The 25,237-nt window shown below is 67.0% G+C and carries 20 protein-coding genes; 9 read left to right on the plus strand and 11 right to left on the minus strand.

Going from position 1 to position 25,237, the window contains the following annotated elements; translation table 11 throughout:
• Positions 1-192 precede the first annotated feature (192 nt).
• On the plus strand, positions 193-654 hold the full coding sequence (locus AAFU51_00065; protein ID MEO1569641.1) for a hypothetical protein: 462 nt from the start codon (positions 193-195) through the stop codon (positions 652-654).
• 7 nt (positions 655-661) lie between these two features.
• On the opposite strand, the gene AAFU51_00070 is transcribed toward AAFU51_00065, so the two are convergent.
• Both AAFU51_00070 and rfbB read right to left on the minus strand, forming a co-directional pair.
• Positions 662-1,582 carry a penicillin-binding transpeptidase domain-containing protein gene (locus tag AAFU51_00070; GenBank protein MEO1569642.1) on the minus strand — a complete coding sequence of 307 codons (921 nt, stop codon included), beginning with the start codon at positions 1,580-1,582 and terminating at the stop codon, positions 662-664.
• Positions 1,583-1,647: 65 nt separating this feature from the next.
• Entirely contained in the window at positions 1,648-2,739 is a 1,092-nt protein-coding gene (gene rfbB / locus AAFU51_00075; protein MEO1569643.1) for a dTDP-glucose 4,6-dehydratase, read from the minus strand.
• 187 nt (positions 2,740-2,926) lie between these two features.
• On the opposite strand from rfbB, the gene AAFU51_00080 reads away from it, so the two are divergent.
• Together AAFU51_00080 and AAFU51_00085 are read left to right on the plus strand one after the other, a co-directional pair.
• Positions 2,927-5,965, plus strand: coding sequence for a DNA polymerase I (locus AAFU51_00080; protein MEO1569644.1), 3,039 nt, complete (start codon positions 2,927-2,929; stop codon positions 5,963-5,965).
• 51 nt (positions 5,966-6,016) lie between these two features.
• Entirely contained in the window at positions 6,017-6,304 is a 288-nt protein-coding gene (locus AAFU51_00085) for a hypothetical protein (protein MEO1569645.1), read from the plus strand.
• A gap of 316 nt (positions 6,305-6,620) precedes the next feature.
• On the opposite strand, the gene AAFU51_00090 is transcribed toward AAFU51_00085, so the two are convergent.
• From AAFU51_00090 to rplU, 6 genes are all read right to left on the minus strand, one after another.
• Complete coding sequence (locus AAFU51_00090) at positions 6,621-8,666, minus strand: peptidyl-prolyl cis-trans isomerase (GenBank protein ID MEO1569646.1); 2,046 nt, start codon at positions 8,664-8,666, stop codon at positions 6,621-6,623.
• Between the two features lie 522 nt (positions 8,667-9,188).
• The gene (locus AAFU51_00095) at positions 9,189-9,944 is read right to left on the minus strand and encodes a sigma-70 family RNA polymerase sigma factor (GenBank protein MEO1569647.1); all 756 of its coding nucleotides are present in this window, start codon (positions 9,942-9,944) and stop codon (positions 9,189-9,191) included.
• A gap of 67 nt (positions 9,945-10,011) precedes the next feature.
• Positions 10,012-10,245: a hypothetical protein gene (locus tag AAFU51_00100; GenBank protein MEO1569648.1), complete on the minus strand. Its 234-nt coding sequence runs from the start codon at positions 10,243-10,245 to the stop codon at positions 10,012-10,014.
• Between the two features lie 305 nt (positions 10,246-10,550).
• Positions 10,551-11,795, minus strand: coding sequence for an aminotransferase class V-fold PLP-dependent enzyme (locus AAFU51_00105; protein MEO1569649.1), 1,245 nt, complete (start codon positions 11,793-11,795; stop codon positions 10,551-10,553).
• 160 nt (positions 11,796-11,955) lie between these two features.
• Positions 11,956-12,216, minus strand: coding sequence for a 50S ribosomal protein L27 (gene rpmA / locus AAFU51_00110; protein MEO1569650.1), 261 nt, complete (start codon positions 12,214-12,216; stop codon positions 11,956-11,958).
• 95 nt (positions 12,217-12,311) lie between these two features.
• Entirely contained in the window at positions 12,312-12,623 is a 312-nt protein-coding gene (rplU, locus tag AAFU51_00115; protein MEO1569651.1) for a 50S ribosomal protein L21, read from the minus strand.
• Between the two features lie 247 nt (positions 12,624-12,870).
• Between rplU and AAFU51_00120 the strand changes: the two genes are divergently transcribed.
• The 6 genes from AAFU51_00120 (at position 12,871) to AAFU51_00145 (ending at position 19,911) form a co-directional block, all read left to right on the plus strand.
• Positions 12,871-14,163, plus strand: coding sequence for a competence/damage-inducible protein A (locus AAFU51_00120; protein ID MEO1569652.1), 1,293 nt, complete (start codon positions 12,871-12,873; stop codon positions 14,161-14,163).
• Complete coding sequence (locus tag AAFU51_00125) at positions 14,160-14,690, plus strand: hypothetical protein (GenBank protein ID MEO1569653.1); 531 nt, start codon at positions 14,160-14,162, stop codon at positions 14,688-14,690. Before AAFU51_00120 ends, AAFU51_00125 begins: the two co-directional genes overlap by 4 nt.
• A 41-nt stretch (positions 14,691-14,731) precedes the next feature.
• On the plus strand, positions 14,732-15,427 hold the full coding sequence (locus AAFU51_00130) for a RecX family transcriptional regulator (protein MEO1569654.1): 696 nt from the start codon (positions 14,732-14,734) through the stop codon (positions 15,425-15,427).
• Positions 15,428-15,505: 78 nt separating this feature from the next.
• Entirely contained in the window at positions 15,506-16,567 is a 1,062-nt protein-coding gene (locus tag AAFU51_00135; GenBank protein ID MEO1569655.1) for an AI-2E family transporter, read from the plus strand.
• A gap of 63 nt (positions 16,568-16,630) precedes the next feature.
• Positions 16,631-19,414, plus strand: coding sequence for a PP2C family protein-serine/threonine phosphatase (locus AAFU51_00140; GenBank protein MEO1569656.1), 2,784 nt, complete (start codon positions 16,631-16,633; stop codon positions 19,412-19,414).
• Positions 19,411-19,911, plus strand: coding sequence for a DinB family protein (locus AAFU51_00145; GenBank protein ID MEO1569657.1), 501 nt, complete (start codon positions 19,411-19,413; stop codon positions 19,909-19,911). The genes AAFU51_00140 and AAFU51_00145 overlap by 4 nt, the downstream gene beginning before the upstream one ends.
• 13 nt (positions 19,912-19,924) lie before the next feature.
• Here the strand turns inward: AAFU51_00145 and AAFU51_00150 are convergent, their stop codons facing one another.
• Genes AAFU51_00150 through AAFU51_00160 form a run of 3 tightly spaced genes read right to left on the minus strand, consistent with a single transcriptional unit; the run spans position 19,925 to position 25,167 of the window.
• Positions 19,925-21,490, minus strand: a complete 1,566-nt coding sequence (locus AAFU51_00150) for a serine hydrolase (protein ID MEO1569658.1) — start codon at positions 21,488-21,490, stop codon at positions 19,925-19,927.
• Positions 21,491-21,544: 54 nt separating this feature from the next.
• Positions 21,545-22,015, minus strand: coding sequence for a DUF6314 family protein (locus AAFU51_00155; GenBank protein MEO1569659.1), 471 nt, complete (start codon positions 22,013-22,015; stop codon positions 21,545-21,547).
• Positions 22,012-25,167 carry a hypothetical protein gene (locus AAFU51_00160; GenBank protein ID MEO1569660.1) on the minus strand — a complete coding sequence of 1,052 codons (3,156 nt, stop codon included), beginning with the start codon at positions 25,165-25,167 and terminating at the stop codon, positions 22,012-22,014. The genes AAFU51_00155 and AAFU51_00160 overlap by 4 nt, the downstream gene beginning before the upstream one ends.
• Between the last annotated feature and the right edge of the window lie 70 nt (positions 25,168-25,237).

Consider the following 25,237-nt stretch of genomic DNA (forward strand, 5'->3'; position numbering starts at 1 on the left):
GGGTGGTCGTGGCGGGAGTGAGAGGCCTCGGCGAAGATGTCAACAAAGTCGGGCCTCCGACCCATGTGTGGCAACACAGTTGGGCAAACAGGCATAGCACATCCCATGCCTTCTTCACGCCCATGCACGCCAGGGCCGCATCGCACACGCGTCCCTTTGGAGTCCTCGTCCAGCCACTAGGTTTCACATCCCATGCCGGAGGCCCGTACCACCACGCTCGCCAGCCAGGACGGCGTCCTCACCATTGCCATGAAACCGCAGGTGGAGCGTTCTATGCGCCGGTTGGAGGGGTTGCACCAGCAGTTCATCGCCGATCACTGGCCGAGCCTCGCCGCAGCCGCCTTCGATGGGTGGAAGCGCCACGGAGCAGGCGCCGTCGTACTGATTGGCGGTGCCAAGTCGTCCTTTTTCGGACGCAGTGAGCCATTTGTAGCGGAGACTATTTGGTACACCACGCAGGTGCACAACGTGCCCGGTGCACCCGAGGAGTGGTTCTCTGGTTGGGAAGCTGAACAGCTAGAGACGTACGATCCGGACACGGAGAGCCTGCTCATCTTCGTGGACGTGGAGCGCGACCTACGCTGCGGCTACCGCGTCGAGGGCATGCTCGCGCCGCCGGAGGCGCACGTCCATGCGCGCGCGCGCTTCAACTGAGGCACCGTCACCTGGCGGGCAGCAGCCCTTCGCTCGCCATGATGCGACGGGCGATGCGCATGCGCTTGGGCGCGTCGTCTCCGCCCCCCGGCATGTCGATGTTGAGCGCGAAGGCCCAGCGAGCCGGACCGTCCGATGTCGCGTGTTCGACGTAGCCGACCCACCACCCGATATCGGGATCGGGAACGTTGGCCCACCCCGTCTTGGCGCGTACAACGTAAGGCGTCCCGTCCGCCAGTGCGCCACGCTCGATGGCCATCAAGCTGCGCACCGCCTTTTGTGTCGGCGAGGCGAACGGCAGTGACCCGCGCGCCAGCCCTTCGATCAGCGTGATCTGTTCGAGCGCCGAGACGCGTAGCGCCCCGTTGAGCCAGAACAGGTCGATGTCGCCGCCAATGTCGCGGTTGCCGTAGCCGATGCGGTTCACGAAGTCCTGCATTCGCTCTTTGCCCAGGCGCCGGGCGATGTCCTGGAAGACCCACACCGCCGACGCTCGCAATGCGGGCCCGAGCGTGAGGTCCTGGTTCCACGCCGGGAGAAAGCGCTCCGACCCGTCCCAGACGAACACCTCCGTCGTGTCGGCGACGACACCCGATTCGAGCGCGAACAGCGCGTTGGGGATCTTGAAGGTAGACGCAGGCAGGTAGCGTGCCGCAGCCCGCTCTGGATCGTGCACGTGCAACGCCTCGATGCCCGCGTGCTCCGCTTCTGCGAGCGGTTCGCCGCTGAGCTTGGCGAGGACCAACGTGCCCTTGACGCCTTCGTCCGCAAACACCTGCGCGAAGTCGGGACGCACCTCCAGCACCGGGTCACTCACCGTCCGCTCAGGGTGCGGCCAGGCAGCAGGAGCCTGTCTGACCGGCAGTGTGAGCGACGCGGCGTGCCAGGCTATTCCACCAGCAAGGACGGCGAGAACAAGGGCGCGCATGGACAGGACGGCGACACGAAGAGAGCAAATAGGTGCTCAATCTAGTGCTGCGCCGAACCGGCGGCCTACGCGTCCACGCGTTCGCCGTACTGCGTCTGCACGTAGTCGCGGTAGCTCTGGTCCATCACGGCCTGCAGCCACGACTCGTTGGCGAGGTACCACGCGACCGTCGCGCGGAGGCCGCTCTCGAACGTGTGCGCGCGCGTCCAGCCGAGTTCGGTTTCGAGCTTCGACGCGTCGATGGCGTAGCGGAAGTCATGGCCGGGGCGGTCCGTGACGAAGGTGATCTGCGCGCGCGCCGTGCCTACTTCGCGGCCAAGGGCTTCGTCGACGAGGTCGCAGAGCGTGTGCACCACGTCGAGGTTGCGGCGCTCGGCGCGGCCGCCGATGCAATACGTCTCACCGTTGCGCCCGTCGCGCAGGATCAGATCGATGGCGTCGGCGTGGTCCTCCACGTGCAGCCAGTCGCGCACGTTCTCGCCCGCGCCGTAGACCGGCAGCGGCGCTAGGTCGCGCGCCTTCGTGATCATCAGCGGGATCAGCTTTTCCGGGAATTGGAACGGCCCGTAGTTGTTCGAGCAGTTCGAGATCACGACCGGCAGCCCATACGTGTCCGCATAGGCACGCACGAGGTGATCCGAGCCGGCCTTCGAGGCCGAGTAGGGCGAGTGCGGGTCGTAAGGCGTCGTCTCGTCGAAGGCCCCGGTGTCGCCGAGGGTGCCAAAGACCTCGTCCGTCGAGATATGGTAGAAGCGGAACGCCACGGGATCGATCGCCCCCTCGGTCGTCCACGCTCGCCGTGCCGCATCTAGGAGCGTGGCCGTGCCGACGACATTCGTGCGGACGAACGCGAGCGGGTCTAGGATCGAGCGGTCGACGTGGCTCTCCGCCGCGAAGTGGGCGACCGTCGTGAAGTCGTGCTTGTCGAAGAGCCGCTGCACGAGTGCCCCGTCGGCGATGTCACCGTGGACGAACGTGTAGTTGTCGGCGTTCTCGATGGGCTGAAGCGTCATCGGGTTGCCCGCATAGGTGAGCGCGTCGAGGTTGACGAACTGCACGTCAGGATAGCGCGGCACCATCCGCAGGAGGAAGTTGGCACCGATGAAGCCGGCGCCGCCCGTGACGAGGACAATGCGCGGAGAATGATGCGTAGACATGGCGGAGACAGGATGGGTGGCGGAGAATGGCAAACGCTGCAGTATCGGCCAAGATCGTGCCGCCGCGAAGCGGAATCGAAGCGGAAATACGCTGAGCGCCTAGCGACGGCACCCCGTCACCCCGCTCGCGTAGCTTTCAGCAACCACCGCAACACCGCCTCACTGCAACACCGCCGTACTCCTGGAGATGGACCTCTTCGACGCCCTCAACGACGCCCACGCTGACCAAGAGCAGGCTACCGCCCAGGCCCAAGCCGATGCCGCGCCGGATGCCTCCGAGCGGCTCTACCTCGCTGACGCGATGGCGCTCGCCTACCGCGCGCACTTTGCGTTCATCAACCGCCCGCTCATCAACACGAAGGGGCAGGATACCTCCGCCGTCTACGGGTTCGCGATCAGCCTTCTCAAGCTGCTCGAAGACCACAGGCCCGAGCACATCGCCGTCGTGTTCGACGCGCTCGATGGGCCGCCCAACTTCCGCGATCAACTCTACGAAGACTACAAGGCGCACCGCCCGCCGATGCCGGAGGGGCTGAAAGACGGCATCCCGTACATCAAAGAGCTCGTCCGCGCCTTCGACATCCCCGTCCTCGAAGTGCCGGGCGTGGAGGCCGACGACGTGATCGGGACGCTCTCGAAGCAAGCGGCCACGGAGGGCGTCGACGTGATCATCGTCTCGCCCGACAAGGATTTCCGGCAACTCCTTCAGGACGACAAGTCCGACAACGGCGGGCATGGCGCGATTTCGATGCTACGGCCCGCCTACAAGGGCGAGGAGTTCGACCTCGAAACCGCCGACACCTTCCGCGAGACGTATGGCGTCGAGCCGCACCAGTTCATCGACATCCTCGCGCTCTTGGGCGATGCGTCGGACAACGTGCCGGGCGTGCGCGGCATCGGCAAGAAGGGCGCGCCGAAGCTGATCCAGGAGTACGGCACCGTCGAGAACCTGCTCAACCACGCCGAGGACCAGAAGGGCAAGCGCGTCCGCGAGGGCCTCCTCAACCACCGCGACGACGCGATTCTCAGCAAAAAGCTCGTCACGATCCTCACCGACATCGACTTCGACGAGCACGGGCAGGACGTGGACTGGCACCGCCTCCGCCGCACCGACCCGCACCTCGACCGCGTGGAGGAACTCTTCGACGAGCTGGAGTTCGGCAACCGCCTCCGCAAGCGGATCAAAGACTACCACGACGGCAAGGAGCGTGTCCGCAAGCCCGACTTGTTGCCCGAAGACGACCCCGCGCTGAGCTTCGACTTCGGGCCGTACGAGCCCGTGAAGGAGATGGACCAGGACCGCGTCGACTACAAGACCGCGCTCTCTATAGAAGCCGTCGCGCGCGCCCATGCCCACGTCGCCGACGCCGACCGCTTCGCCCTCGACACCGAGACGAGCAGCCTTGACGCGATGGAGACCGACCTTGTCGGCGTCTCGCTGTCGGCGCAAGCGCGAGAGGCGCACTACGTCCCGACGCCGCTCCCCGACGGCACGCAGACGGCTGCGCTCCTCGACACGCTCCGCCCCGCGCTCACGAACGACGCGCTCAAGGTCGGCCACAACCTCAAGTTCGACCTCGTCGTCCTTGCCGAGCACGGCCTGGAGGTTCGCGGGCCGCTCTTCGACACGATGGTGGCGCACTACCTCATCGAGCCGGAGGCGAGCCACAAGATGGACGACGTGTCCAGCTTCTACCTGAGCTACCGCCCGCAGCCCATCACCGACCTCATCGGGACGGGCAAGAACGCGAAGTCGATGCGCGACGTGCCCATCGACCAGGTCGGCCCCTACGCGTGCGAGGACGCCGACATCACGTTCCGCCTGATGGACGTGCTCAAGGCCAAGCTCGACGAGGACGGCCTGCTCGCCATCGCCGAGGAGATCGAGTTTCCGCTCATCCGCGTGCTCGTCGAAATAGAGCGCCACGGCGTCCGCGTCGATCCGAAGATTCTCGAACCGATCTCGACCCAACTCGGCGACGAGATGGCGCGCGTCGAGGCCGAGGTCTACGAGGCCGTCGGTCGCACCTTCAACGTCGGCAGCCCAAAGCAACTCGGCGAGGCGCTGTTCAACAACCCGCCGACCGACGAGCAGCGCGAGGCGGCGCGCGTCTGGGCCGAGGAGGTCAAAGACCCGAAGGCGGCGGGCAAGACGAAGAAGCAACTCAAAGAAGAAGAACCCACGTTCGGCCTCGGCCTCGACCACAAGGGCCAGACGGCGTCGGGGCAGTACAAGACCTCGGAGGCGATCCTCGAAGAGGTCACCACGGAGTCGGACCACCCCGTGCCGCGCCTCGCGCTCGACTGGCGCAAGCTCTCGAAGCTGAAGAACACCTACGTCGACAAGCTCCCCGAACTCATCAACCCCGCCACAGGCCGCATCCACACCGACTTCAACCAGACCGTCACGGCCACGGGGCGCCTGTCGTCGAGCAACCCGAACCTCCAGAACATCCCCGTCCGCACGGAGCAGGGCCGCGAGATCCGCCGCGCCTTCGTCGCCGACCAGGGCTTCAAGCTGCTCGCCGCCGACTACGCGCAGATCGAGCTCCGCATCCTCGCGCACCTCTCCGGCGACCCCGGCCTCATCGAGGCGTTCCAGCAGGGCCTCGACATCCACACCGCCACCGCCGCCCGCGTCTTCGACGTGGACCTCGCGGACGTGACGCGTATCCAGCGCAGCCAGGTCAAGCAGGTCAACTATGGTATCCCGTACGGCGTCTCGGCCTTCGGTCTCGCCCAGCGCATGCGCATCCCCGTTGGCGAGGCGCAGGAGCTGATCGAGCAGTACAACCGCAGCTACCCGCGCGTGGTGGAGTACCTCACTGAACTCGTGGCCGTGGCGCGCGAGAAGGGCTACGCTGAGACGCTGCGGGGGCGGCGGCGCTACCTCCCGCAGATCACGAGCCGCGACCACCGCGACCGCTCGTTTGCGGAGCGCGTGGCCGTGAACATGCCCATCCAGGGTACACAGGCCGATATGATCAAGCTCGCAATGGTCGCCATCCACCGCCGCCTCAAGGCCGAGCAGCTAGCCACGCGCATGATCCTCCAGGTCCACGACGAACTCGTCTTCGAAGTCCCCGACGGCTCTGAGGACCACCCCAACGAGATCGAACGGGCGACGGCGCTCATCCGCGAGGAGATGGCGCAGGCCCAGCCCCTCGGAGTGGTGCCGGTCGTCGTGGACATAGGCATCGCCGACAACTGGCTGGACGCCCATTGATGCCGTATCGCCTCCCACTCGTCTTCCTCAAATCGACTAACAGGCAACACCGTGCCATTCATCGCCACCCGGAAAGCCGAACAGAACCAACGCGCCGTCGATCCCTGGACGGCGGTCCATCTGGGTACCGGGCTGGCGGCGGGGTTGATGGACATCCCCTTCAAGTGGGCGTTCACGGCGGCCGTCGCCTACGAAGTCGTCGAACAGGTCTTCGAGCGGGTGCCAGCGGGGCAGACGTTCTTCCGCGTTTCTGGTCCCGAGGTGATCGAGAACTCGATCGTCGACGTCGTCGTGTTTGCGGCCGGGCACTGGCTCGGGACGAAGTGGAACGCGTCGTAGGTGCTGGGAAGTCTGCCAACTCGGATGATGGCAAGCTGTGCAAGCGCAACGCTAACGTCTGCTCCCCCCGCTTCGACACGCCTGAACGGCGGCCAAAGCTGTCCCCCTCACGTGTGAGGGGGACAGTCCGAGGAGCGGAGTTCGACAGAACGGAGCCGACGCAGGACGGGGGGAGCCGAGCCGGACTGGCGCAGGAAGAAGCCAGATACGAGGCGTGCCCCAGCTGTAAGCACCCAAACGAAAGCGGGGCCGCCTCCGAAGAAGCAGCCCCGCCCTGGTTGGTTTACCGAACGCTGCACGGCGTCGGCTGAGCGCCTTAGAGGATCGCGCCGCGGTTGTCCGTGATCTCGGCGTCGTCGCGGAGGCGCTCGATCCACTGCTGGCGGACCTGCTGGCGCTTCTGGCCGAGCAGCTGCTCGCGGATCTGGTCGCGGTCCTCATTGCTCATGTTGCTCGGCTCGGCGACGTTCTTCGAAGTCACCTCCAGCATGTAGGCGGCGGTCTGGCCTTCGATCACCTGCGAGGTGGTGCCCGTGTTGAGCCCGAAGGCGGCGCCCACGAACTGCGGGTCGCGGCCGAGGCCCGGGATCGTCGGGTTGGTGTACGTCACGTTCGGCGCGGTCTGCACGCTGCTCCCGACCGCCGCGGCGATGGCGTCGAGGCTGCCACTGGCACCGGCGAGGCGCTGCGCGGCGATCTCCTGCTTCTGCGCCGTGAGGTAGCGACGACGCACCTGCTCAGCGACCTCGTCGAACGGACGGAAGCCCTCCTCCGTGACGTTGGTCACCTCCACGACCACGAAGCCATCGGCTGTGTTGAACGGCTGCGAGATCACGCCCAGGCGCCCGCGTTTGATGTAGCGCGCCACGTCGGAGTCGGCGTCGAGGCCGGGGATGGCGTTTTGCTCCTCGGTGATCGTGACCGAGCGAACGGTGTAGCCTTCCTGCTCCGCCTGCTCAGCGAGCGTACGGTCGGCTTGCCCGGCGAAGTACTGGACGTCCTCGGCGCGCTCCTGGACTCCGTCGAAGTCGACGGCGACTTCGCGGCGGAGGGGGATCACGACGGCGTCCCGCGTCGCGCGGGCGTCCACACGGATGAGGTGGTAGCCGAACTGCGTCTGGACCGGCCCGACCACCTCGCCGACGGGCGCGGCGAACGCGGCGGCCTGGAACTCAGGCACCATGCGGCCCTCACCGAACCAGCCGAGGTCGCCGCCTCGGTCTTTGTTCGAGGTGTCGGTCGAGTGCTGCGCGGCGAGGTCCTCGAACGTGGTGCCGTTCTCCAGCTCGACGAGCAGGTTGCGCGCTCCGGCTTCCTCCTGCACGAGGATGTGGCGGGCGCGTACCGTCTGGCCGTCAGCGGGCGCCGTGCCGATGACCTTGTAGAGGAAGACCTCGCCCCCGTCGATGACCGGGCCGGCGATGGTGCCGGGCGTTAGGTCGCGGAACAGCGCCGTGGCCGCATCTGCGGGTGCGCTCGTCGCGGAGAGGGTGTCGACCTCGTAGGTATTGTCGATCTCGCTGCCGATCAGGTTGGCCACGAAGATCGAGTCGTTGGAGGTGTCGGCGAAGTCGATGCCGATCTCGCGGAACTGCGAGAGGGCGCGGGCCGAGTCCTCAGCGGCGGGCGCGAGGGCGAAGGTGACGTAGTTGACGTCGAACGTCTTGTCGCGCTGGAAGTCGTCGCGGATCTCGTTGTAGTAGGCCTCCACGTCGCGGTCGTTGACCTCGATCTCCGCGTCGGGAATGTCGGCGTAGCGGAGCGCGACGAAGCGCGCGGCGGCGGACTGATTGCGGCGGACGTACTCGTCATTGACATCGGCCTGCGTCACGCGGACGGTCGCGCCGATGAGGGCGTCGAGCTTGGCCTGCTGGCGGCGGCGGCGCACGTCCTCCTGGATGCCGATGAAGTCGCCGCGATACTGCGGGTCCTCGGCGATGGTACGCACGGCGTTGCGGTCCACGCCGCCCTGGCCATCGGGGAAGAACTGGCGGATGAGCACGTCCGGGTTGTCGCCGTAGAGGAGGTCGGCGACTTCAGCATCCGAGACGGCAACGCCGAGTCGCTCCATCTCCTGCTCACGGAGCACGTTGTCCACGAGGGCGTCGTAGACCCGCTCCTCGATGAAGGCGCGTAGCTGCGGCGACACCTCCTGGCCCTGCTGCTCGTAGGCCTCGACCTGCTGCTGGACGGCGCCTTGGTACGTCTCGAAGGTGATCGGCTCGCCATTGACGACGGCGAGATGGCGCGGGCCGAGGCCGATCGTCTCGAAGCAGCCAGAGTCTTGTAGCGTCCAAAGGCCGCCGAACGAGAAGACGATAATCCAGAGGATGTACTTTGTGCTCTCGCGCATCTTGTTCATCACGCCCATGAGCAGTCGGGGGTCTGGGCAGGGACACCGGTGGTGGGCCGGGGTGCCCTGCGAGTGTGGCGTCGTTACGATCGACGCAGGGAAACAGGTAAATAGGAAGCGGACCCGTAACGGAACGAGGCATTCCGTTGGTATCCGCTGTTACATCCATAGCTCCCAAACCTACGCGCGCGCGCGGTGGCCTGCTGTGAATTGGGTGTGGGTCCAAGGTCGCTGGGCGTAAATCGTCCGATCCCGTCTCGGATGTTCGAGGGCGTGACCGCTGCGTGCGGGGCTACTCACGTACGGATTGGCTCGTATCGACGACGACTGATGGAAGCCGTGATCCGACCTCCTACCCGCGATTAGGCCTCTGAATCCAGCTAGGAGCGATCAAAAACAACGAAGGCGAGGAGCAATGCTCCTCGCCCTCGCTGCGCTCTCTCTTCCTCTCTCGTGAGGACTTGGGGCGATCAGGCCAGGGGGCGGCGTGATCGCAAAATGGGTGGCGGGACGTTCCGAGTCGGGTAGGCGTCAGGCGGGCTGGGTCGTTTCGAGCCGAGCGCGGAGCCCTCGGAGCGTCTTTGAAAGGATCTGCGAAATCCGTGCCTCAGTCAGGTCGTACTGCTCAGCAATCTGCCGGAGCGTGAGGTTTTCGAAGTAGTACAGGGCGACCATCTCGCGTTCGCGCTGCGGCAGCTGCTCGATCAGGGCGCACACGTGGTCGAAGAGGGAGCGCCGCTCGATCGCATCGAAGGCGCGCTCGGCGGCCGGGTGCGCGAGCGTGTCGATGGGGGAGGCGTGGTCGTCGGAGCCGCTGTGCTCGTGGAGGGCGAGCGAGAAGCGCTGCTGGGCATCGGAGCGGAGCTGCTGCACTTCCTCGACGGTGACGCCCATGCGCTCGGCGACCATGCCGTCGTGCATCTCGCCGCCCGTCTCCTGCTCCAGTTCGTCGGAGACGCGCAGCACCTCGGCGACCTTGCGGCGGCGCCCTCGGCTGAGCGTGTCGATGGAGCGGAGGAAGTCGACGAGCGCGCCGCGGATGCGGCCGTAGGCGAACGAGGCGAAGGCGGTGCCGTGGCTGGGGTCGTAGGCGTCGAGGGCTTGCAGCATGCCGAGCATGCCCGCGTTCTCGAGGTCGCCGTAGGAGGCGAGCGGGTGGTCCGGGAGGGGGACCCGCTTCACCATCGAGCGGACGAGGGGGAGCGCTGCCTCGGCGACGCCGCGCCGGTGGCGTGGACTCGGCTCGTGAGCGAAGGCTTCAGCGGCAGCTTGTAGGTCGAGGGACATTCAGGTGGTGGACAACGGTCGCGGCCCGGCGGAAGGCCAATGGAGGGGACGATCCAAAGGGGACGGCTCAGGCGTCCGGGCTGGGCAGAGGGGGGCGCGACACCGGCCTCCCGGAGAGCGTGGCGCGGCGAGCACGCCAGGCCTGGCTGAGGGCCTCGCCTCCGTGGACTGCAGCGCCGCCCACGAGGCAGACGAGCAAACCGACGTACAAGCCCTCAGCAAGCGGGAGGGCGGCTAGGCTCTGCGTCACGACGAAGAGCAGGCCAGCGAGGGCGACGTAGCGAAGGGTCCAGGTGTGCATCGACGGGGGCGTCGGCTGGGGGAGGGTGTGCGTTCTGAGCCCTTCCTTCGACAAAGCCGTGCCAGACTTCGACACCCGTCCGTGGCATTCCTACACACTAGACCGTCTCACAATCTGGCACACGGCCCCTAGCCCGCCTCGTGGGCCATCGGGGTGAGCAACTGTAACCGCGACGTTCCGCCTTTACCGTTTGAACAGGCATGGCGGTCTGCATCTTCGCGCGGCGTCCCGCGTCACGTGCTCGCATACCACCTGCGCCTACGATTCCCTATCGTAAACCCAGGGGTAGGAACTTCGAAGTGCGATCAGGTGACCGGCCCTGCGTGTATCGGCGCCTCGAACGCGTGATGTGAGCCGGACCGGATCGCCGCGGCGATTTCGTCAAGGGCGCGTTCCACCTCGGCGGTCGTGTTCCACACCCACGGAGCCATGCGCAGAAACCGCCCCTGTCGGCTGTCGGTGTAGACGCCGCACGTCTTGAGGTATTCGCAGAGCCGGTCCGCCGCTTCGACCTCGAAGATGACCATCGCGCTGCGCCGCTCAGCCTGGCGCGGGGAGCGGAGACGCAACCCTGCCGCCTCCGCACGCTCAATGATGACTTCCGTTTTTGCAAGCGAGTCTGCGCGCACGGCGTCGAGGCCAGCATCAAGCAGCACACGAACCCCTTCGACGGCGTGGTAGAGCGAGGCGACGGCCGTCGTCCCGCCGAGGAAGCGCCGTCGCACCTCGGGGTGGGGTAGGGGTGCGGCCGCGAAGCCGAATGGGTCGGCGTCGCCGAACCAGCCTGTGAGCGCGGGCGTGAGGTCGAGCCCCTCGCGCACATACAGAATCCCGTTGCCGGACGAGCCGCTCGCCTCCTTGAGCAGCCCGCCCACGTAGGCGTCGGCGCCCAGCCCCAGCACGTCGATGGGCATGGTCGCGTTGGCGTGGTAGCCGTCGAGGACGAGGAGCCCGCCGTGACGATGCGCCGCCACCGCGACGTCCTGGAGGAACGCCCCGGGCAGGCGCTCGCCGGTCGTGAAGCCGACGTGGCTCAGAAACACCCAGGCCGTCTTCGGCCCGATGGCGTCGAGCACGGCCTGCCGGTCGACGAACCCGTCAGCACCGGGAGGGACGACGCGCAGGTCGAAGCCGCGCACCGCCGCCCACTGCCGCGCCGAGTGCTGCACCGACGGAAACGCCGTTGCCGAGATCACGACTTGGTTGTGCCCGTCCGCGAACGGCTCGGGAGCAGAGAGCAGGCACTGCACCGACCAGTGCGCGTTGGGCTGCATCGTGCAGGTCCCGGCGGGTGCGCCGAGCAGCGGCACCACAAAGCGGTCGCCGAGGTAGGTCGGTAGCGTCCACCATCCGACGGGTGTCGGATCGGCAGGGTCCCAGTGGTTGGGGACCTCGTTCCAGGCGTCCACCCCCCGCGTCTGCCAGTCCTCGGCAAAACGCTGCATCATCGCCGGGACGGTCGCGGGCATCAGCCCATGTGTGAACGCCCGGAGTTCGATGGTAGGTGGTCCATCCGGGCTGGGCGGGATGACAAAGCGGTCGCGGAGCATACGGAGAGTGCGGCGGTGGAGCGGTGAACGGGTGTGGCAGTGCAAGCTATGGAACGAGCACCTCGCCCGAATCGCACGTACCACAACACCGCCGCACAAAAAAGGCAGGCCCCGCCGCAAAGGGCGTGGGCCTGCCAAACAAGTCAGTCGGATCTCGGAGCTATGCTTCGACGGGATCGACGTGGACAAACTTGCGGTTGCCGCGCGTGCGAGCGAAGCGGACGGTGCCGGTCGCCGTGGCGAACAGCGTGTCGTCGCCGCCGCGGCCTACGTTGGTGCCGGGGTGGAACTTCGTGCCGCGCTGGCGGACGATGATCGAGCCGGCCTGGACGAACGTGCCGCCATAGGCCTTCACGCCAAGCATCTTCGGGTTGGAGTCGCGCCCGTTCTTTGTCGAGCCTACGCCTTTCTTATGTGCCATGAGAGGGTTCGGTTGAGTGCGAGTAGCAGGTGTCAGGTGGCAAGTGGTAAGCAGGCAGCGTCTTGAACCTTGCCACCTGCTACTTGTCACTCCGTTCAGTTGACGCTGAGTGCCTTGATGGCGATCTGCGTGTAGGGCTGGCGGTGGCCGTTCTTGACCCGGTAGCCCTTGCGGCGCTTCTTCTTGAAGACGATGATCTTGTCGCCCTTGACGTGGTCGAGGACTTCGGCGGTGACGGAGGCGCCTTCCACGGTGGGGGTGCCCACGGCGACGCCGTTGCCGGAGGTGAGGAGGACGCGGTCGAAGGTGACCTCGTCGCCGATCTCGGCGTTCAGGCGGGGGACGTAGAGCTTGGCGTCCTGCTCGACCTTGAACTGCTTCCCGGCGATTTCTACGATAGCGTACATGGTGCTGCGGCTTGGTTGAGCCTGGCGAGAGGCGAGACAGCGGGTCTCACCACGCTAGGCGCGAGCGAATAGCAAAGGCTTCTAATATAGAGAGCCTGCTCCCGCGTTCCATCGTCGGGCCTCGGATTCTCCGTGAAGGGGCGGGCAGGCGGGCCATCGAAACGAAGTGCCCTCGCCAACGGTGGAAGCCTACCTTTCCCCCGCACCCTATCGCCTCGCTGCCCATCTCGCTCCCCCACTTCGGCTCATGACTGCCACACTCCTCACCGTCGGCGACGAACTGCTCATCGGGCAAGTCACCAACACCAACGCCGCCTGGCTCGGCGATCAGCTCAGCCTCGCGGGCTTCGATGTGCGGCGTCACGTCACCGTGGGCGACAGCGTCGTCGACATCACGCGGGCGCTGGACGAAGGCTTCGCCGCAGGGACCCTCGTGGTCGTGACGGGCGGGCTCGGGCCCACGCACGACGACGTGACGAAGAAGGTCGTCGCGGACTACTTCGGCAAAGACATGCACGCCGACGAGGCGCTCGAAGCGCAGATCGCCGCGCGCTACGAGGAGCGGGGGCGGCCCGTACCGCCAAGCACCAAGCTGATGGCGCTCGTCCCCGACGACTTCGAGCAACTCGCCAACCCCATCGGCACCGCGGCGGGGCTGTGGTACGCCGACGAGCACCAAGGCCGCGCCCGCATCGTGGCCGTGATGCCGGGCGTGCCCTACGAGATGGAGGCCATCACTAAGACGGCGCTGCTGCCCAGGCTGCGCGAGGCGCACGACGGACTCGTCATCCTGCATCGGACGCTGCTGACCGTCGGCTACGGTGAGACGATGCTCGCGGAGCGCCTCGGTGCCGAGGCGGGCGACCTCGCCCCGTATCTCAACGAGGATCATCTCGGTCTGGCCTACCTCCCCGGTTCGGGGGGCGTTCGGCTCCGTCTGACCGCCACGGGTGACGACCGCGCGGAAGCGCAGGCGCGCCTCGACCGGTTCGCCGCGTTCGTGCACGACCGCCTCGGCGACGCGATCTACGGCGAGGGCGACGACACCCTCGAAGCTATCGTCGGCGCGATGCTGAAGGAACGCGGACTCACCGTGGCGGTCGCCGAGAGCTGCACCGGGGGGCGTGTGATGGAGCAACTCGTGCGCGTGTCGGGGGCCTCGGCCTACCTCAAAGGGGGCATCGTCGCCTACTGCAACGAAGTCAAGCGCGACCTCCTCGGTGTGAACGCGGACGACCTCAGTGAGCACGGCGCGGTCAGCGAGCCGGTGGTGAAGCAGATGGCCGAAGGCGCCCGGGCGCGCCTCGGAACAGATGTCGCGCTCGCTACGAGCGGCATCGCTGGCCCCACCGGTGGCACTCCAGGGAAGCCTGTCGGGACGCTGTGGCTCGCCTACGCCGACGAAGCCGACACGTACGCGGTGCGCCTCACGCTCACCAAGAACCGAGCGCTCAACCTGCGCCTCTCCACGATGGCGGCGCTCAATCTCCTCCGGCGGCAGCTGCTCCGTCGCGAGCCTCAACCAGCGGCATCCCTATGACCCGCACCGCCCTCAACGATGTTGCTCTGAGAGCGGTACGCCTTGCTCTACTCCTTGCAGCCACGCTCGGCGCAGGGGCCGTCGCCCAGGCTCAACAACCGCCCGGTCCGGCCTCGCCCGAGCACGATCGCGGGTGGATGACGGCCGGCATGGGTGTCGGCGGGCCGGGGCTCTTCCCCCTTGCGTTGACCGCAAACGTTGGGCGAACGCGCGTCCTACAGGTAGGCCTGCGTAGCCATATTCGCTCGCTGCTCTTCAACAATGCGCTCACGATGGCCTCCGTGTCTGTGGGCCGGTCCTGGGTGGACCGATGGACGCGCACAGCGCTCACCGTCGGCCCCGCTTACGTGTGGAGCCAGGGCGACCGTTTCGAGTCGGTGTCTACGGTGGGCCTGATGCTCGGGGGGCAGGCGATGGCCACACCGATCCCTGAGGTGGGCATCGGGCTGGACGCTTACGTGAACCTGAATGCCGACGAGCCCGCGTACGGTGCGGCGTTCGTGATCGTCATCGACGGTAATAAGTGATTGACGGTAACAAGTAATCGACGGCAACACGTAAAGGCCCCATGCGCGACTACTTCGAACAGCGGAATGCCCAGGACGAGCCGAAGCGACCGCCGCTCAAAGACGGGACAATTACGCGGCTCGTGCAGCAGCAGAAAAACACCGACCGCGTGTCGGTCTTCCTCGACGGCGCGTATGCGTTTGGCCTGGCGAAGGACCTCGCCCTGACCGAAGGCTTGCGCAAGGACCGCCTGCTCACCGTTGCCGAGCAGGAGGCGCTGCTCACCCGCGACGAGGCGTTGCGAGCGCGGCGCAAGGCACTCGACTATCTCAGCTACAAGGCGCGCACGTCCACTGAGGTGCGGCGCAAGCTGCGCGACACCGGGTTCGGCGAGGACGCCGTCGAGGAGGCGGTGGCGCGCATGGAGGAGCTTGGCTACCTCGACGACGAGGCCTACGCCAAGGCGTATGCGCGCGGTCGATTCTCAGGGCGGGGCTATGGGCCGCAGCGCATCCGGACCGACCTGATGAAGCGGGGCCTGGACCGCCGGGTGATCGACGCGGCGCTGGAGGAGTTTGCCGAGCCAGACGACCTCTACGAGGCGGCGCTGCGCCACGGCCAGAAACGGTGGGACCGACTGGCAAGCGAGCCCGACGCACGCAAGCGCCGCAAGAAAACCTACGATTTCCTGCTCCGACGCGGCTACGGCTTCGACACCGCTCGCCGCGTGCTCGAAACGCTGGAGCGCGACGGGTGAAGAGGAAGCACGTGGTGCCATGACTGTAAGCGCCCTGACGGTGAAGCGGGGCACCTTCGACCTTCGACCTTCGACGCCATGCCCCGAAGCTTTACCCTTGAACGCACCATCCGGTGGCTGCTGGCGGCAGCGGCGCTCGGGCTTGCGGTGTGGCTCGCGTACATCTTCGCCGACATCGTGCTCTACCTGCTCGTTGGCGTGGTGGTGGCGTTTCTGCTCCGGCCTATCGTGGGGCGGTACGAGCGGGCGGGCCTCGCTCCCGTCGCGGCCATCGTTGCGGCGTTCGTGACGGTCATCGGCGGCGTCGCGCTTGGGCTGCTGGTGCTGGCCCCATACGTCGGGGAACAGGTAGGGCGTTTGGGACAGCTGCTCACCCCCGAGCGCATCGAGGCCGTGGCGGCGTCGCTGGAGCGGTCGCTGAGCCGGATCACGCCGCTGCCCCCGGGCACGGTGGAGGCGCGGGTGAGCGAGGGATTGGAGAGCCTCGTGCAGCAAGAGCGCATCACGGCCATGGCAACGAGCATAGTCGGCTTCTTCGCCAACGTGTTCTATGCCGCCGTTATCGTACCGTTTGTGGCGTTCTTCGTGCTCAAGGACGGCGAGGCGCTCGAAGACAAGGCCCTCGACCTCGTGCCGAACCGCTACTTCGAGATGACGCTCTCGCTCGTGGGGACCCTCGAACGGACGCTGGGGCGCTACTTCCGTGCGCTCGCCCTGCAATGCCTGTCCGTCGGAGCCATCGCGACGGTGCTGCTGATGGTCGTAGGGCTCGACGGTGCGGTCGTGATCGGCCTGTTCACGGGCCTCGCCAACTCGATCCCGTACTTCGGCCCCGTTCTCGGGCTGGCAGCGGGCTCCCTCGTCGGCATCGCGCAGACGGGCGACCTCTCGCTCGTGCCCGGCGTATTCGTGGCGATGGCCATCACCCAGGCCTCGGACAACGTGCTGCTGCAGCCGCTCTACTTTTCGCGCGCGGCCGGGACGCACCCGCTCGTGATCCTCGTAGCCGTGCTCGTCGGCGCGCGGCTCGGGGGCATCCTAGGGATGCTCGTGGCGATCCCGCTGCTGACGGTCGTGCAGGTGCTCGTACGCGAGGTGGTGTGGAGTGTCCGCAACTACCGCATCTTCCGGCTCGTCTAGCCCCGCAGTGCCGCGAGCCAGTTGTTTCGCGCACGTGCCCGCCCCACGTCGCCCCTCGTCCCCATGCAGCCTGTCCGGTCCGCCCGGCTCTCCGCCTTCGACGGCCTGCTGGCTGCGTTGGCGCTCCTCGGGCTGGGCTTGCTCGTGGCGGTGCTGCCTCGACTTCACCCGAACGCTGCGGCGTCGTACGAACTGGGGCGGGCCGGAGCTGAAACTGCCGCGGCGCAGTTTCTCGCGGACCGTGGCTATCCGACGGACGATCTCGTCCCGCAAGTCTTTTTCGGCGCGGACCACGCCCTGCTCGACACGCTCCAACAGGATCTCTCGCGGCTGAGCACCAGAGAGGCGCTCCTCGACGCAGGCCCGACGCTCCCGGCGTTTCGCTGGCAGGTTGACTGGCGTGGTGCCTTCGGCGAGGAGGGCGGCATCGAACGCGGGCCTAGCTCGGTACGCTACACGGTCTGGCTCGATCAGGACGGGCGCCCCTTTGCCCTGAATGTCTACGCATCGGGGCAACGACGCGGGGTGCTCAACAAACGCACGCTCACAGAGGTGCTCTATGGCGAGGCGCCTTCTCGAACTCCACTCGACTCGCTTCCCGCCGCGGCATTGCAGTTCGAGATGCTACCTGACAGCGGTGTGGGGGCACCCGACGCCTATGACGCGGAGACCCGTGCGCGCGACCGCGACCTGCTCGGCTATGCCCTCGAAGAGCAGTACGCTGCGTCGCGGGACGACCTAGCGGCCGCCCGTGTGCCCCTGAGCGTCGCCGCTGCCGTTTCTATCGCGGAGGTGCATTTGGGTGGAACGCTCCAGGCCGCGCTCGGCCTCACGCCCCACTCGGTCCGGCCCGTAGACAATGGCGGGAGCGAGGTGGCCCTCGTCCGCTTCGTGGCAGCGGACGCTTTGCTCGGACAGAGCCTGGTTGCCGATGTCGAAGTGACGGCCTACGGAGGGTTGCGCGCGATACGATTTGCACCCGGGGCAAGTCCCGACGGACCCCCGCTGGAGGCGACAGATCGCACGGCCGCAACCGCGCTCAACGTGCAGATCGACCCGACAACGATGGTACCGCTCATCCGGTGGGGACTCGTCGTGCTCGTCATGCTCGTGATCGCGGTGCTCTTCCTGCGCCGCCTCGCAGCCCGGGCCGTCGACGCGCGCGCAGCTCTCATCGATGCAGGCATCGTTGCGGTCGCCACGCTGATCTGGGGGTTTCTCGTCTATCCGAACTACTACCTGCAGTTCGGCGCGTCGCTCACGACGGCCCTGCTCTTCACGCTGATCGGAGCGCTGCTGTGGGCGGCGGCGCTCGGGCTCATCGTGTTCCTGGGTGCGGCGACCACGGATTCGCTAGCACGCGCGGTCTTTGTTGAGAAGCTCGATGCGCTCGTGCTCGTGCGCTCCGGCGCTTGGATGAATCGGCCGGTCGGCATGTCTCTTCTGCGCGGCGTCCTTGGCGGCGCGGCGCTCGCAGGGGTTCCCGTCTTGTTTTGGCTGCTCCCCGACGTGCAGGCCGCCTACGGCACGGACGCGTTTGCGTTCGTCCAGCCGGGCATCCTGATCGCGCCGCACCTGTTCCTCTCAACGCTCTGGGGGACCTTCATGCTGCTGCACTACGGCCTACTCGGCGCAGGGTCGTTGCTAGCCCGATGGAAGCCGCATGCGGCCGTTTTGGTCACAGGGTTGACGTTCCTCGGGGCCTTCGCGGTGGTGGGACCAGTCAGCAATGGCGTCGACCCGCCTTGGGTGCGGTGGGTGTTTGCCGGAGGCTACGCGGTGGCCGCCGCCGCGCTCTTCTGGCGGACGGATGCCCTGACGGCCTTTTGGGCAATCGTCGTGAGCACCTGGCTCTATCGATTCGTGATCTATGCGATGGCGGAGGCCTCCCCGGCGTTGAACGAGGTCGGTATCGTGGTGCTCGTCCTCGCCGTCATCGTGGTTATGGGCGGGCTCGCGTTGCGCATGGATCGCACCGGCCGCGCCGTGCAGCGACCCGAGCCGAGCTACCTCACCGAGCTGGCCGCGAAAGAACGCCTCGAACGCGAGGTCGAAATCGCCCGGGAGGTGCAGCGCTCGTTCCTCCCAGCCACCATGCCCAACGTGCCCGGCCTCGATCTCGCCGCGACGTGCGTGCCCGCCGAGGAGGTCGGCGGCGACTACTACGACCTCGTCCCGCTCGACGACACGGGCCGCCGCCTCGCCGTCGTGGTGGGTGACGTGAGCGGGAAGGGCATCCAGGCTGCGTTCTACATGACGCTCGTCAAGGGCTTCCTACGAACGCTCTGCCGCACCCACGACCGCCCTTCGGAGGTGCTCACGCGGCTCAACCGGCTCTTCTGCGAGAACGTCCCGCGCGGCGCGTTCATCTCGATGATCTACGGCATCTTCGACCTCGACGCGGGCACGTTCACCTTCGCGCGCGCCGGGCACAACCCGCTCATCCTGAAGCGCGCCGACCACACGCGTGCCGACCTCCTGCAGCCCTCAGGCCTCGCCATCGGCCTCGCGCACGGCCCGCTCTTCGACGACACGCTCATCGACCACACGCTCGACTTGCTGCCGGGCGACACGCTGGTCTTCTACACCGATGGCTTCTCCGAGGCCGTGGACGACGACCGCGCGCTCTACACCGACGCGCGCCTCGCCGAGGTGACCGCCGACGCGATGCACGAGGTGGGCGACCGCGCCGCGGCGCAGCTTCTTGGCAGCCTCGTCGCCGACGTGCGGGGCTTTGCCGCCGAGGACGGCCTCCGCGACGACATGACGATGGTGGTCGTCCGCGTCGATGGGCACGTGGCCGAGCACACGGCGAACGGACGCACGGCGCAGACCGTCGAGGCATGACGCGGATCGTCACGTACACCTTCGGCGATCTGGACCGCGAGTTGGCAGCCACACGGCGGGTGCTCGAACGCGTGCCCGATGCGCACCTCGACTGGCGACCTCATCCGAAATCGTTCACGCTGGGCGCGCTGGCCACGCACGTCGCCACGTTGCCCGGCATCGCCCTCGACATCCTCCGTGCCGCCGTGATGGATCTTGCCGCGCGCCCCTCGCCGAAGCAGGCGTTGCCGTCACGTGAGCGCATGCTCGACGCCTTCGACGAGTACGCTGCGTCGTGGCAAGAGGAACTGGCTGAGGCAACGGACGCAGTGCTGCGAGGCACCTGGTCGCTTCGGCACGGCGATCAGGTGCTCGATCAAGCTCCGCGCCTGGAGGTCCTCCGGCATTGGTGCCTGAACCACCTTATCCATCACCGCGCGCAACTGACCGTCTACTTCCGTCTGCTCGACGTGCCCGTGCCAGGCCTCTACGGACCGACGGCAGACGAGCCACGCTGAGTTTAGCCTGACTCTATTCGTCTACGCGCATCAGTTCGAGTTCGTAGAACCAGAGGTCGTCGTTCGGCACGTCGAGGCGAAGCTCTTGGATGTCGTTGGCGGGACTGAGAACGAACTGTGCGTTGCCGGGGCCGAACCACGCGTATTCCTCGCGCCAGTCGACGCGGAAGACGTCGCCGTGGAGGTGCGTGAGGTCAGCAACCCACGCAGCGGCGTCGAACCGCAGCACGAGGCCTGCGTCTTCGAAAACGACGGAAGCACCGCCGTAGAGGTCGCTCTCGAACGTCGCCGCGTAGTCGGCGAGTGCCAACGTAGGGGGCAGATCGCCCCGGTCGGCCGTCGCGCTGTCGATCCGGGCATAGAACTGCTCGCGGTTGCCACGGTCGAAGGAGCGGTAGTCGGCGGCATAGTCCCGGACCTGGCCGGCGTCGTCTGTCACGCCGAGGTAGGCGTCCACGACGCGGCTCGTGAGCGCCGAGGCCAGCGCCGTCATGCTGTTAGTCAGGACGACCACGCCGAGGTTCTCCTCAGGGACGAGCACGGTGCGCGAAAACATCCCATCGTAGCCGCCGCCGTGGTCGATGAGCCACCGCCCGTGGTAGTCGCGGACGAACCAGCCGAGCGCTGCCGCGCGGAAGTGCGTGTACGGGTTGCGCGCGCGGGCGGCTTGGCTGATCGGGAGGATCGTGTGCGGCGACCACATCGTGTGCTGCTGGGCCTCGGAGAAGAGCATCGTCTCCGCGCCTGAATCACGGACGAGCGTGCCGCCGCCGAGTTGCAGCCGCATCCACAGCGCGATGTCGTCCACGCTGCTGATGAGCGCGCCCGCCGCACCCATCGCGTCCCAGTTCATCCATTCGACGGTGATGAGCGAATCTGGAAACGGCTTGTGCGGCGTAGCGACGTTGTCGAGGACCGGCAGCGCGTTCGTGCTCGTGACCGTGCGGTCCATGCCGAGCGGGTCGAGGATGCGTTCCTGGACGACCTCGGCCCACGGCTGGCCTGTCACGGCGCGGATCACCTCACCGGCAGTGATGACCATGAGGTTCGAGTAGCCATATGACGCGCGGAACGGCCCCGCCGGGTCGAGGTGGCGCGCACGACGGACGACCTCCTCAGCGGTGTAGTCGCTGTCGTACCACAGCAGATCGCCGCTGTAGGTGCCGAGGCCACTGCCGTGGCTGAGCAGGTCGCGTACCCGCATTGCCTCGGTTACGTAGGGATCGTAGAGCTCGAAGTAGGGGAGGTGGTCCACCACCCGGTCGTCCCAACTCAGCCGCCCTTCGTCCACGAGCATTGCCAGGAGCGCCGCCGTGAACGCCTTCGTGTTCGAGGCGATGGCAAACAGCGTGTGCTCGTCAACAGGCTGATCCTCGCCGACCGTCCGCGTCCCGTAGCCCTTGGCGTGCACCACCTCGCCGTCCTTCACGATGGCAACGGCGAGCCCCGGCACGGGCCACTCGTCCAACGCAGTCTCGATGTAGGCGTCTAGCGCGTCGAGATCGACGTTCGTCGCGGGCTGAGCAATCGCGAGCGGCGCGACGAGGAATAGAACGACGAGGAGGAGGTAGCGGAGCATGGCGCTGCGGGGTAAGCACGAGGAGTTGCCCGCAACATACCGCGCCGTCGCCACTCAGCTTTCGTAGCGATACACGAGTGACTCGGCCTTGGCCGGTCCCTTGATGATCCACGTGAGCCTAAGATGGTCGGGTTCGATGTCAAGGCGCAGAGAGTAGTAGTCCTTGTCGCAGACGTGTGGGGCTACTGAGCGCCACAGCGTCGGCGTCTCTGGAGCGAGGTCGAAGAGCAGGACGGGGTGATTGACCCCAAAGCGCAGATGCTCAAGCTGGATGAGCGGCGACGTGTCCGCGTTCCTGGTCCAGCGGTAGACGTTGTGGAAGACGAAGGGCTCGCCTCGTCCTGGTGTAAACAGACCGCTTTCTTCGAAGCCAAGTGCGTCGTCGGACGGTTGGGACACGATGACCTGGCCCTTGCCCCGGCCCGTCCAGCCGGTCGCGCTCGTCGATTTCGCGTCGAAGTACAGTGAGCGGATGGTTGCGATCCGCTGCCAGAGTAGGTCGAGTGTGTCGATGTCGTCGGTCAAAACGCGAGAGCGGCTTGAATGCGGTAGTAGATGTCGAGGTCGCTCCACGTGAGGTCGGCGTCGATCTCGCCCCACGGCGCAGCCATGCCGAAGCTGTGGAGCAGTTCGAATCCCCCAATCGAGAGGACGTTCTTGGCTTCAGCGCCAACACCCGTCCGCCGGATCGCATTGTCCAGGTCGGTCCCCGTCCAGACGAGGGCGGCATCGGTAAAGAGCGAGAAGCCCGTGCGACCGAAGCCGAGGAAACCCAGGATGGTCGTCTGGAGGTCGAACGAGGGCGGGAGGCGGTATTCGAGCGTGCCGAAGAGGACGCGGTCGCCGAGCGCAGGCCGCCGGTAGCCGCGCACGCGCTCCAGTTCGTCGTTGGTAAGCGAGCCGTAGATCGGGACGAAGAGGTCGAGGTCGTCGAACCGGGCGAGGCCGAGCACGTCCTGCGCGAAGCCGCCGCCGAAGCGGGCCTGCGCGCGGCCGTAGGCGTAGAGCCGCCCGAAGCCGAGCGGGTCAGGCAGGACTGAGTAGGCCGCGAGGTCGGGGAGTGCAAACGTGCCGCCGGTGTTCACCTCGGGTACGCCGACCGTCAGCCGAGCACGCACGCCGAGGCCGTCGAGTGGGTGAATCACGTTGAAGCGGTAAGGGCGGAGCTTCTTGTAGGCCAGCCCGAATCGCACGTCGGCGCGCAGGCCCTCCTCCGGGACCGGAAGCGAACCGCCCGCTACGTCTACCGTGCCGATGTCGGCGAAGTCCTCAGCGTCGAACGGCTCGGCGTAGGCGAGGCGCAGTCGCACGGCAGCCGAGAGCGCCGAGTAGGGCTGGTCCAGCCAGTCGAGCGGCCAGATCGCCGCCACGTCGCCGCCGCTGAGGTTCTCGACGAGTACGTCGTCACCGTAGAACTGCGACGCGCCTGGGATGCGGTAGCCGCGGAAGACGAGGCTCGGCGCCTGCGTGTTGTTGACGTAGGTGCCGAGCGCGAACGTCTCCCCGGCGAAGTCTGGAATCGAGATTCCGGCAAGGAGTCCAAGCTGGTGCTTGCCAAGCGGCTCCGTCCACGACGTTGTCCCGAAGAGACCATAGTCGTCGGCGCTGTTGTAGTAGGGAAACGCAATGCTGAACGCGTGGGTGAGGTTGGCGAGCGCGTTGTAGGCGTAGCGTTCGCGGATGAGTGCGGGGTCAGGTTCGATCCGGTAGGGTACTGCTGCTGCGGGCCGGTGCGTCGTCCAGGCTCGGTAGGCAGGGGGTACGACGCTCGGTGCAGGCTCGACGGTCAGCACCCGGTCTGCCGGGACGAGGTAGGCGCGGTCGCGCTGCTTCGTGTCCGTCGACCGCAGCAGCAGACGCCCGGTAGGGTGCGTCGAGTCGGCCGGGAGCCAGGCGTCGACGTCGGCCCCGTTGAACAGGTAGGTGAGGCGGGTGGCGGAGGGCGCTCGGCTGTCGGCGGTCGGCCGCGGCGGATTGACATCTATCGGGGCGAGGATACCTGTTGAACTGTCCCCCTCGCTTGCGGGGGGGACAGATCGAGCGTCAGCGAGATCAGGGGGGGCATCCGTCGTGGCACTGAGGTCCGCCACGAACACGTTCGGCACGTCGTCGCGCATCGACGTGAAGGCGAGGCGCTGGCCGTCGGGGCTCCAGACGGGGCCGCGGTTGTCGACGCCCTCGTCCGCGAGGTTGGCAAGCGAAGTCACGTCCCCCGTCTCTGCATCGATGAGGATGAGGTCGCGTGTGCCGTCTGCGTCGAAACGAGCGGCGGCGAGGCGGGTGCCATCGGGGCTCCACGTCAGCCTCGTCAACTGCACGTCGCCTGCGAAGCTGGTCAGAGGCGTCTCCACATCGGTGGTCAGGTCCAGCACAAACACGTTTGCGGTGCCCTGCGCGCCGATCCCAACGAAGGCCAGGCGGTCGCCGTCGGGGGCATACGTCGGGCTGTGCGCGCGGCGATTCTTCGTGAGCTGCACCGTGCGCTCCGTCTCGGTGTGCGTGACGTAGAGGTCGTTGATGAGCGACCCATGCTGCCCCCGGTGCCGCCGCGCGTAGGCGATGTGCTGGCCGTCGGGGTGCCAGGCGAACGGCGCCTGCACCGCACCTTCAGCGATGACCTTCACGTTACGCCCGCGCTCGGCGATTGCGAGCGAGTCGCCGGGGTTGGTCATCACGTAGAGCCGCCGCACCGGCCGCGCAAGCGTCGAGAGCGTGAGGCCCGCAATCAGGCTCGTGTCCGGGCTCGCCGCGACCTGGTGGAGATACTGCCCCGGCAACGGCAGCGGGTCGGCGTTCAGCGAGTCGAGGCGCTCCATCTGGCTCGCCATCGTGTTGTAGTAGACGTTGACGTGCTTGCGCCACTCGCTGTAGAAGCTGCGGTATGACCGCCCGGTCGTAGCCTGAAACGCCGCGTAGAAATCGTGGACGCGGAAGAAGGGGAGGGCGAGCGGGCCGAGCGCGATGGGCTTGCGGTGGGCGAGGAGGTTGACCATCGTCGAGTCGCCGTAGCGCTCGGCGAGGTAGCGCGTCTGGCTGTTGCCGACGGCGTACTTCAGCCGGCCATTCCACGCGCTCGTGCCGTCCGCGTACCTCAGCCGGTCTTCGAAGACGGCAGTGCGGAGCCAGCGGTCGCCGCGCTGCGCGTCCCACTCTTCGGTGAGGTACTGCGCCACGCCCTCCGCCCAGAAGCTCGGAATCGGGTTCGCGATGACATACTGCAGCGACTGGAGCGGGCCCAGGTTGGGGCGGATGGCGCGGTAGTGGAAGAGGTGCGCGAGCTCGTGCGCGAGCACCTTGCGCAGCCATTTCACGTCGCCGGTCCAGATCGTGGCTACGTCGTTGACGTGGACCCAGATCGTCGTGAAGCCCGCAGCGCCGAAGTTGAAGGCGATCCCGTTGGCGATCTCGTCCTCGTCCGAGAGGTAGATGCGCAGCCGCCGGTCGAAGGTGAGGCCGCCGAACGCGACGGAGAGCGAGTCGTAGCTCGCTTCGGCGATGGCCGCCGCGTGCGCTTCGATGCCAGCGAGACGGGCCGGGTAGGCGATCTCAAAGTGCTCGGTCTCCGCGACCTGCCAGTCGAGTTCCGGATGGTTGCGGCCGTTGAAGAAGCTGAAGCCCTGCGCGGCGGCGTCGGCGGCGAGGACGAACAGCAGGGCGGTGAGCAGGAGCGAGCGCATACAGACGGATCAAGAGTGAGCGCGGTCCGGAGACGGGGCGTCAGCCGCCACGATACTACATCCACGCGCG

This window comes from Bacteroidota bacterium (genome assembly GCA_039821555.1).
Lineage (GTDB): Bacteria > Bacteroidota > Rhodothermia > Rhodothermales > Rubricoccaceae > JBCBEX01.

What these genes read in the sequence shown, in the direction of transcription:
- rplU (MEO1569651.1), bottom strand. Translation starts at nt 12,623, where the DNA reads ATGTACGCTATCGTAGAAATCGCCGGGAAGCAGTTCAAGGTCGAGCAG.
- AAFU51_00100 (MEO1569648.1), bottom strand. Translation starts at nt 10,245, where the DNA reads ATGCACACCTGGACCCTTCGCTACGTCGCCCTCGCTGGCCTGCTCTTC.
- AAFU51_00145 (MEO1569657.1), top strand. Translation starts at nt 19,411, where the DNA reads ATGACGCGGATCGTCACGTACACCTTCGGCGATCTGGACCGCGAGTTG.
- AAFU51_00150 (MEO1569658.1), bottom strand. Translation starts at nt 21,490, where the DNA reads ATGCTCCGCTACCTCCTCCTCGTCGTTCTATTCCTCGTCGCGCCGCTC.
- AAFU51_00125 (MEO1569653.1), top strand. Translation starts at nt 14,160, where the DNA reads ATGACCCGCACCGCCCTCAACGATGTTGCTCTGAGAGCGGTACGCCTT.
- AAFU51_00080 (MEO1569644.1), top strand. Translation starts at nt 2,927, where the DNA reads ATGGACCTCTTCGACGCCCTCAACGACGCCCACGCTGACCAAGAGCAG.
- AAFU51_00105 (MEO1569649.1), bottom strand. Translation starts at nt 11,795, where the DNA reads ATGCTCCGCGACCGCTTTGTCATCCCGCCCAGCCCGGATGGACCACCT.
- AAFU51_00160 (MEO1569660.1), bottom strand. Translation starts at nt 25,167, where the DNA reads ATGCGCTCGCTCCTGCTCACCGCCCTGCTGTTCGTCCTCGCCGCCGAC.
- AAFU51_00120 (MEO1569652.1), top strand. Translation starts at nt 12,871, where the DNA reads ATGACTGCCACACTCCTCACCGTCGGCGACGAACTGCTCATCGGGCAA.
- AAFU51_00135 (MEO1569655.1), top strand. Translation starts at nt 15,506, where the DNA reads ATGCCCCGAAGCTTTACCCTTGAACGCACCATCCGGTGGCTGCTGGCG.
- AAFU51_00065 (MEO1569641.1), top strand. Translation starts at nt 193, where the DNA reads ATGCCGGAGGCCCGTACCACCACGCTCGCCAGCCAGGACGGCGTCCTC.
- AAFU51_00130 (MEO1569654.1), top strand. Translation starts at nt 14,732, where the DNA reads ATGCGCGACTACTTCGAACAGCGGAATGCCCAGGACGAGCCGAAGCGA.
- AAFU51_00090 (MEO1569646.1), bottom strand. Translation starts at nt 8,666, where the DNA reads ATGAACAAGATGCGCGAGAGCACAAAGTACATCCTCTGGATTATCGTC.
- AAFU51_00095 (MEO1569647.1), bottom strand. Translation starts at nt 9,944, where the DNA reads ATGTCCCTCGACCTACAAGCTGCCGCTGAAGCCTTCGCTCACGAGCCG.
- rfbB (MEO1569643.1), bottom strand. Translation starts at nt 2,739, where the DNA reads ATGTCTACGCATCATTCTCCGCGCATTGTCCTCGTCACGGGCGGCGCC.
- AAFU51_00070 (MEO1569642.1), bottom strand. Translation starts at nt 1,582, where the DNA reads ATGCGCGCCCTTGTTCTCGCCGTCCTTGCTGGTGGAATAGCCTGGCAC.
- AAFU51_00140 (MEO1569656.1), top strand. Translation starts at nt 16,631, where the DNA reads ATGCAGCCTGTCCGGTCCGCCCGGCTCTCCGCCTTCGACGGCCTGCTG.
- rpmA (MEO1569650.1), bottom strand. Translation starts at nt 12,216, where the DNA reads ATGGCACATAAGAAAGGCGTAGGCTCGACAAAGAACGGGCGCGACTCC.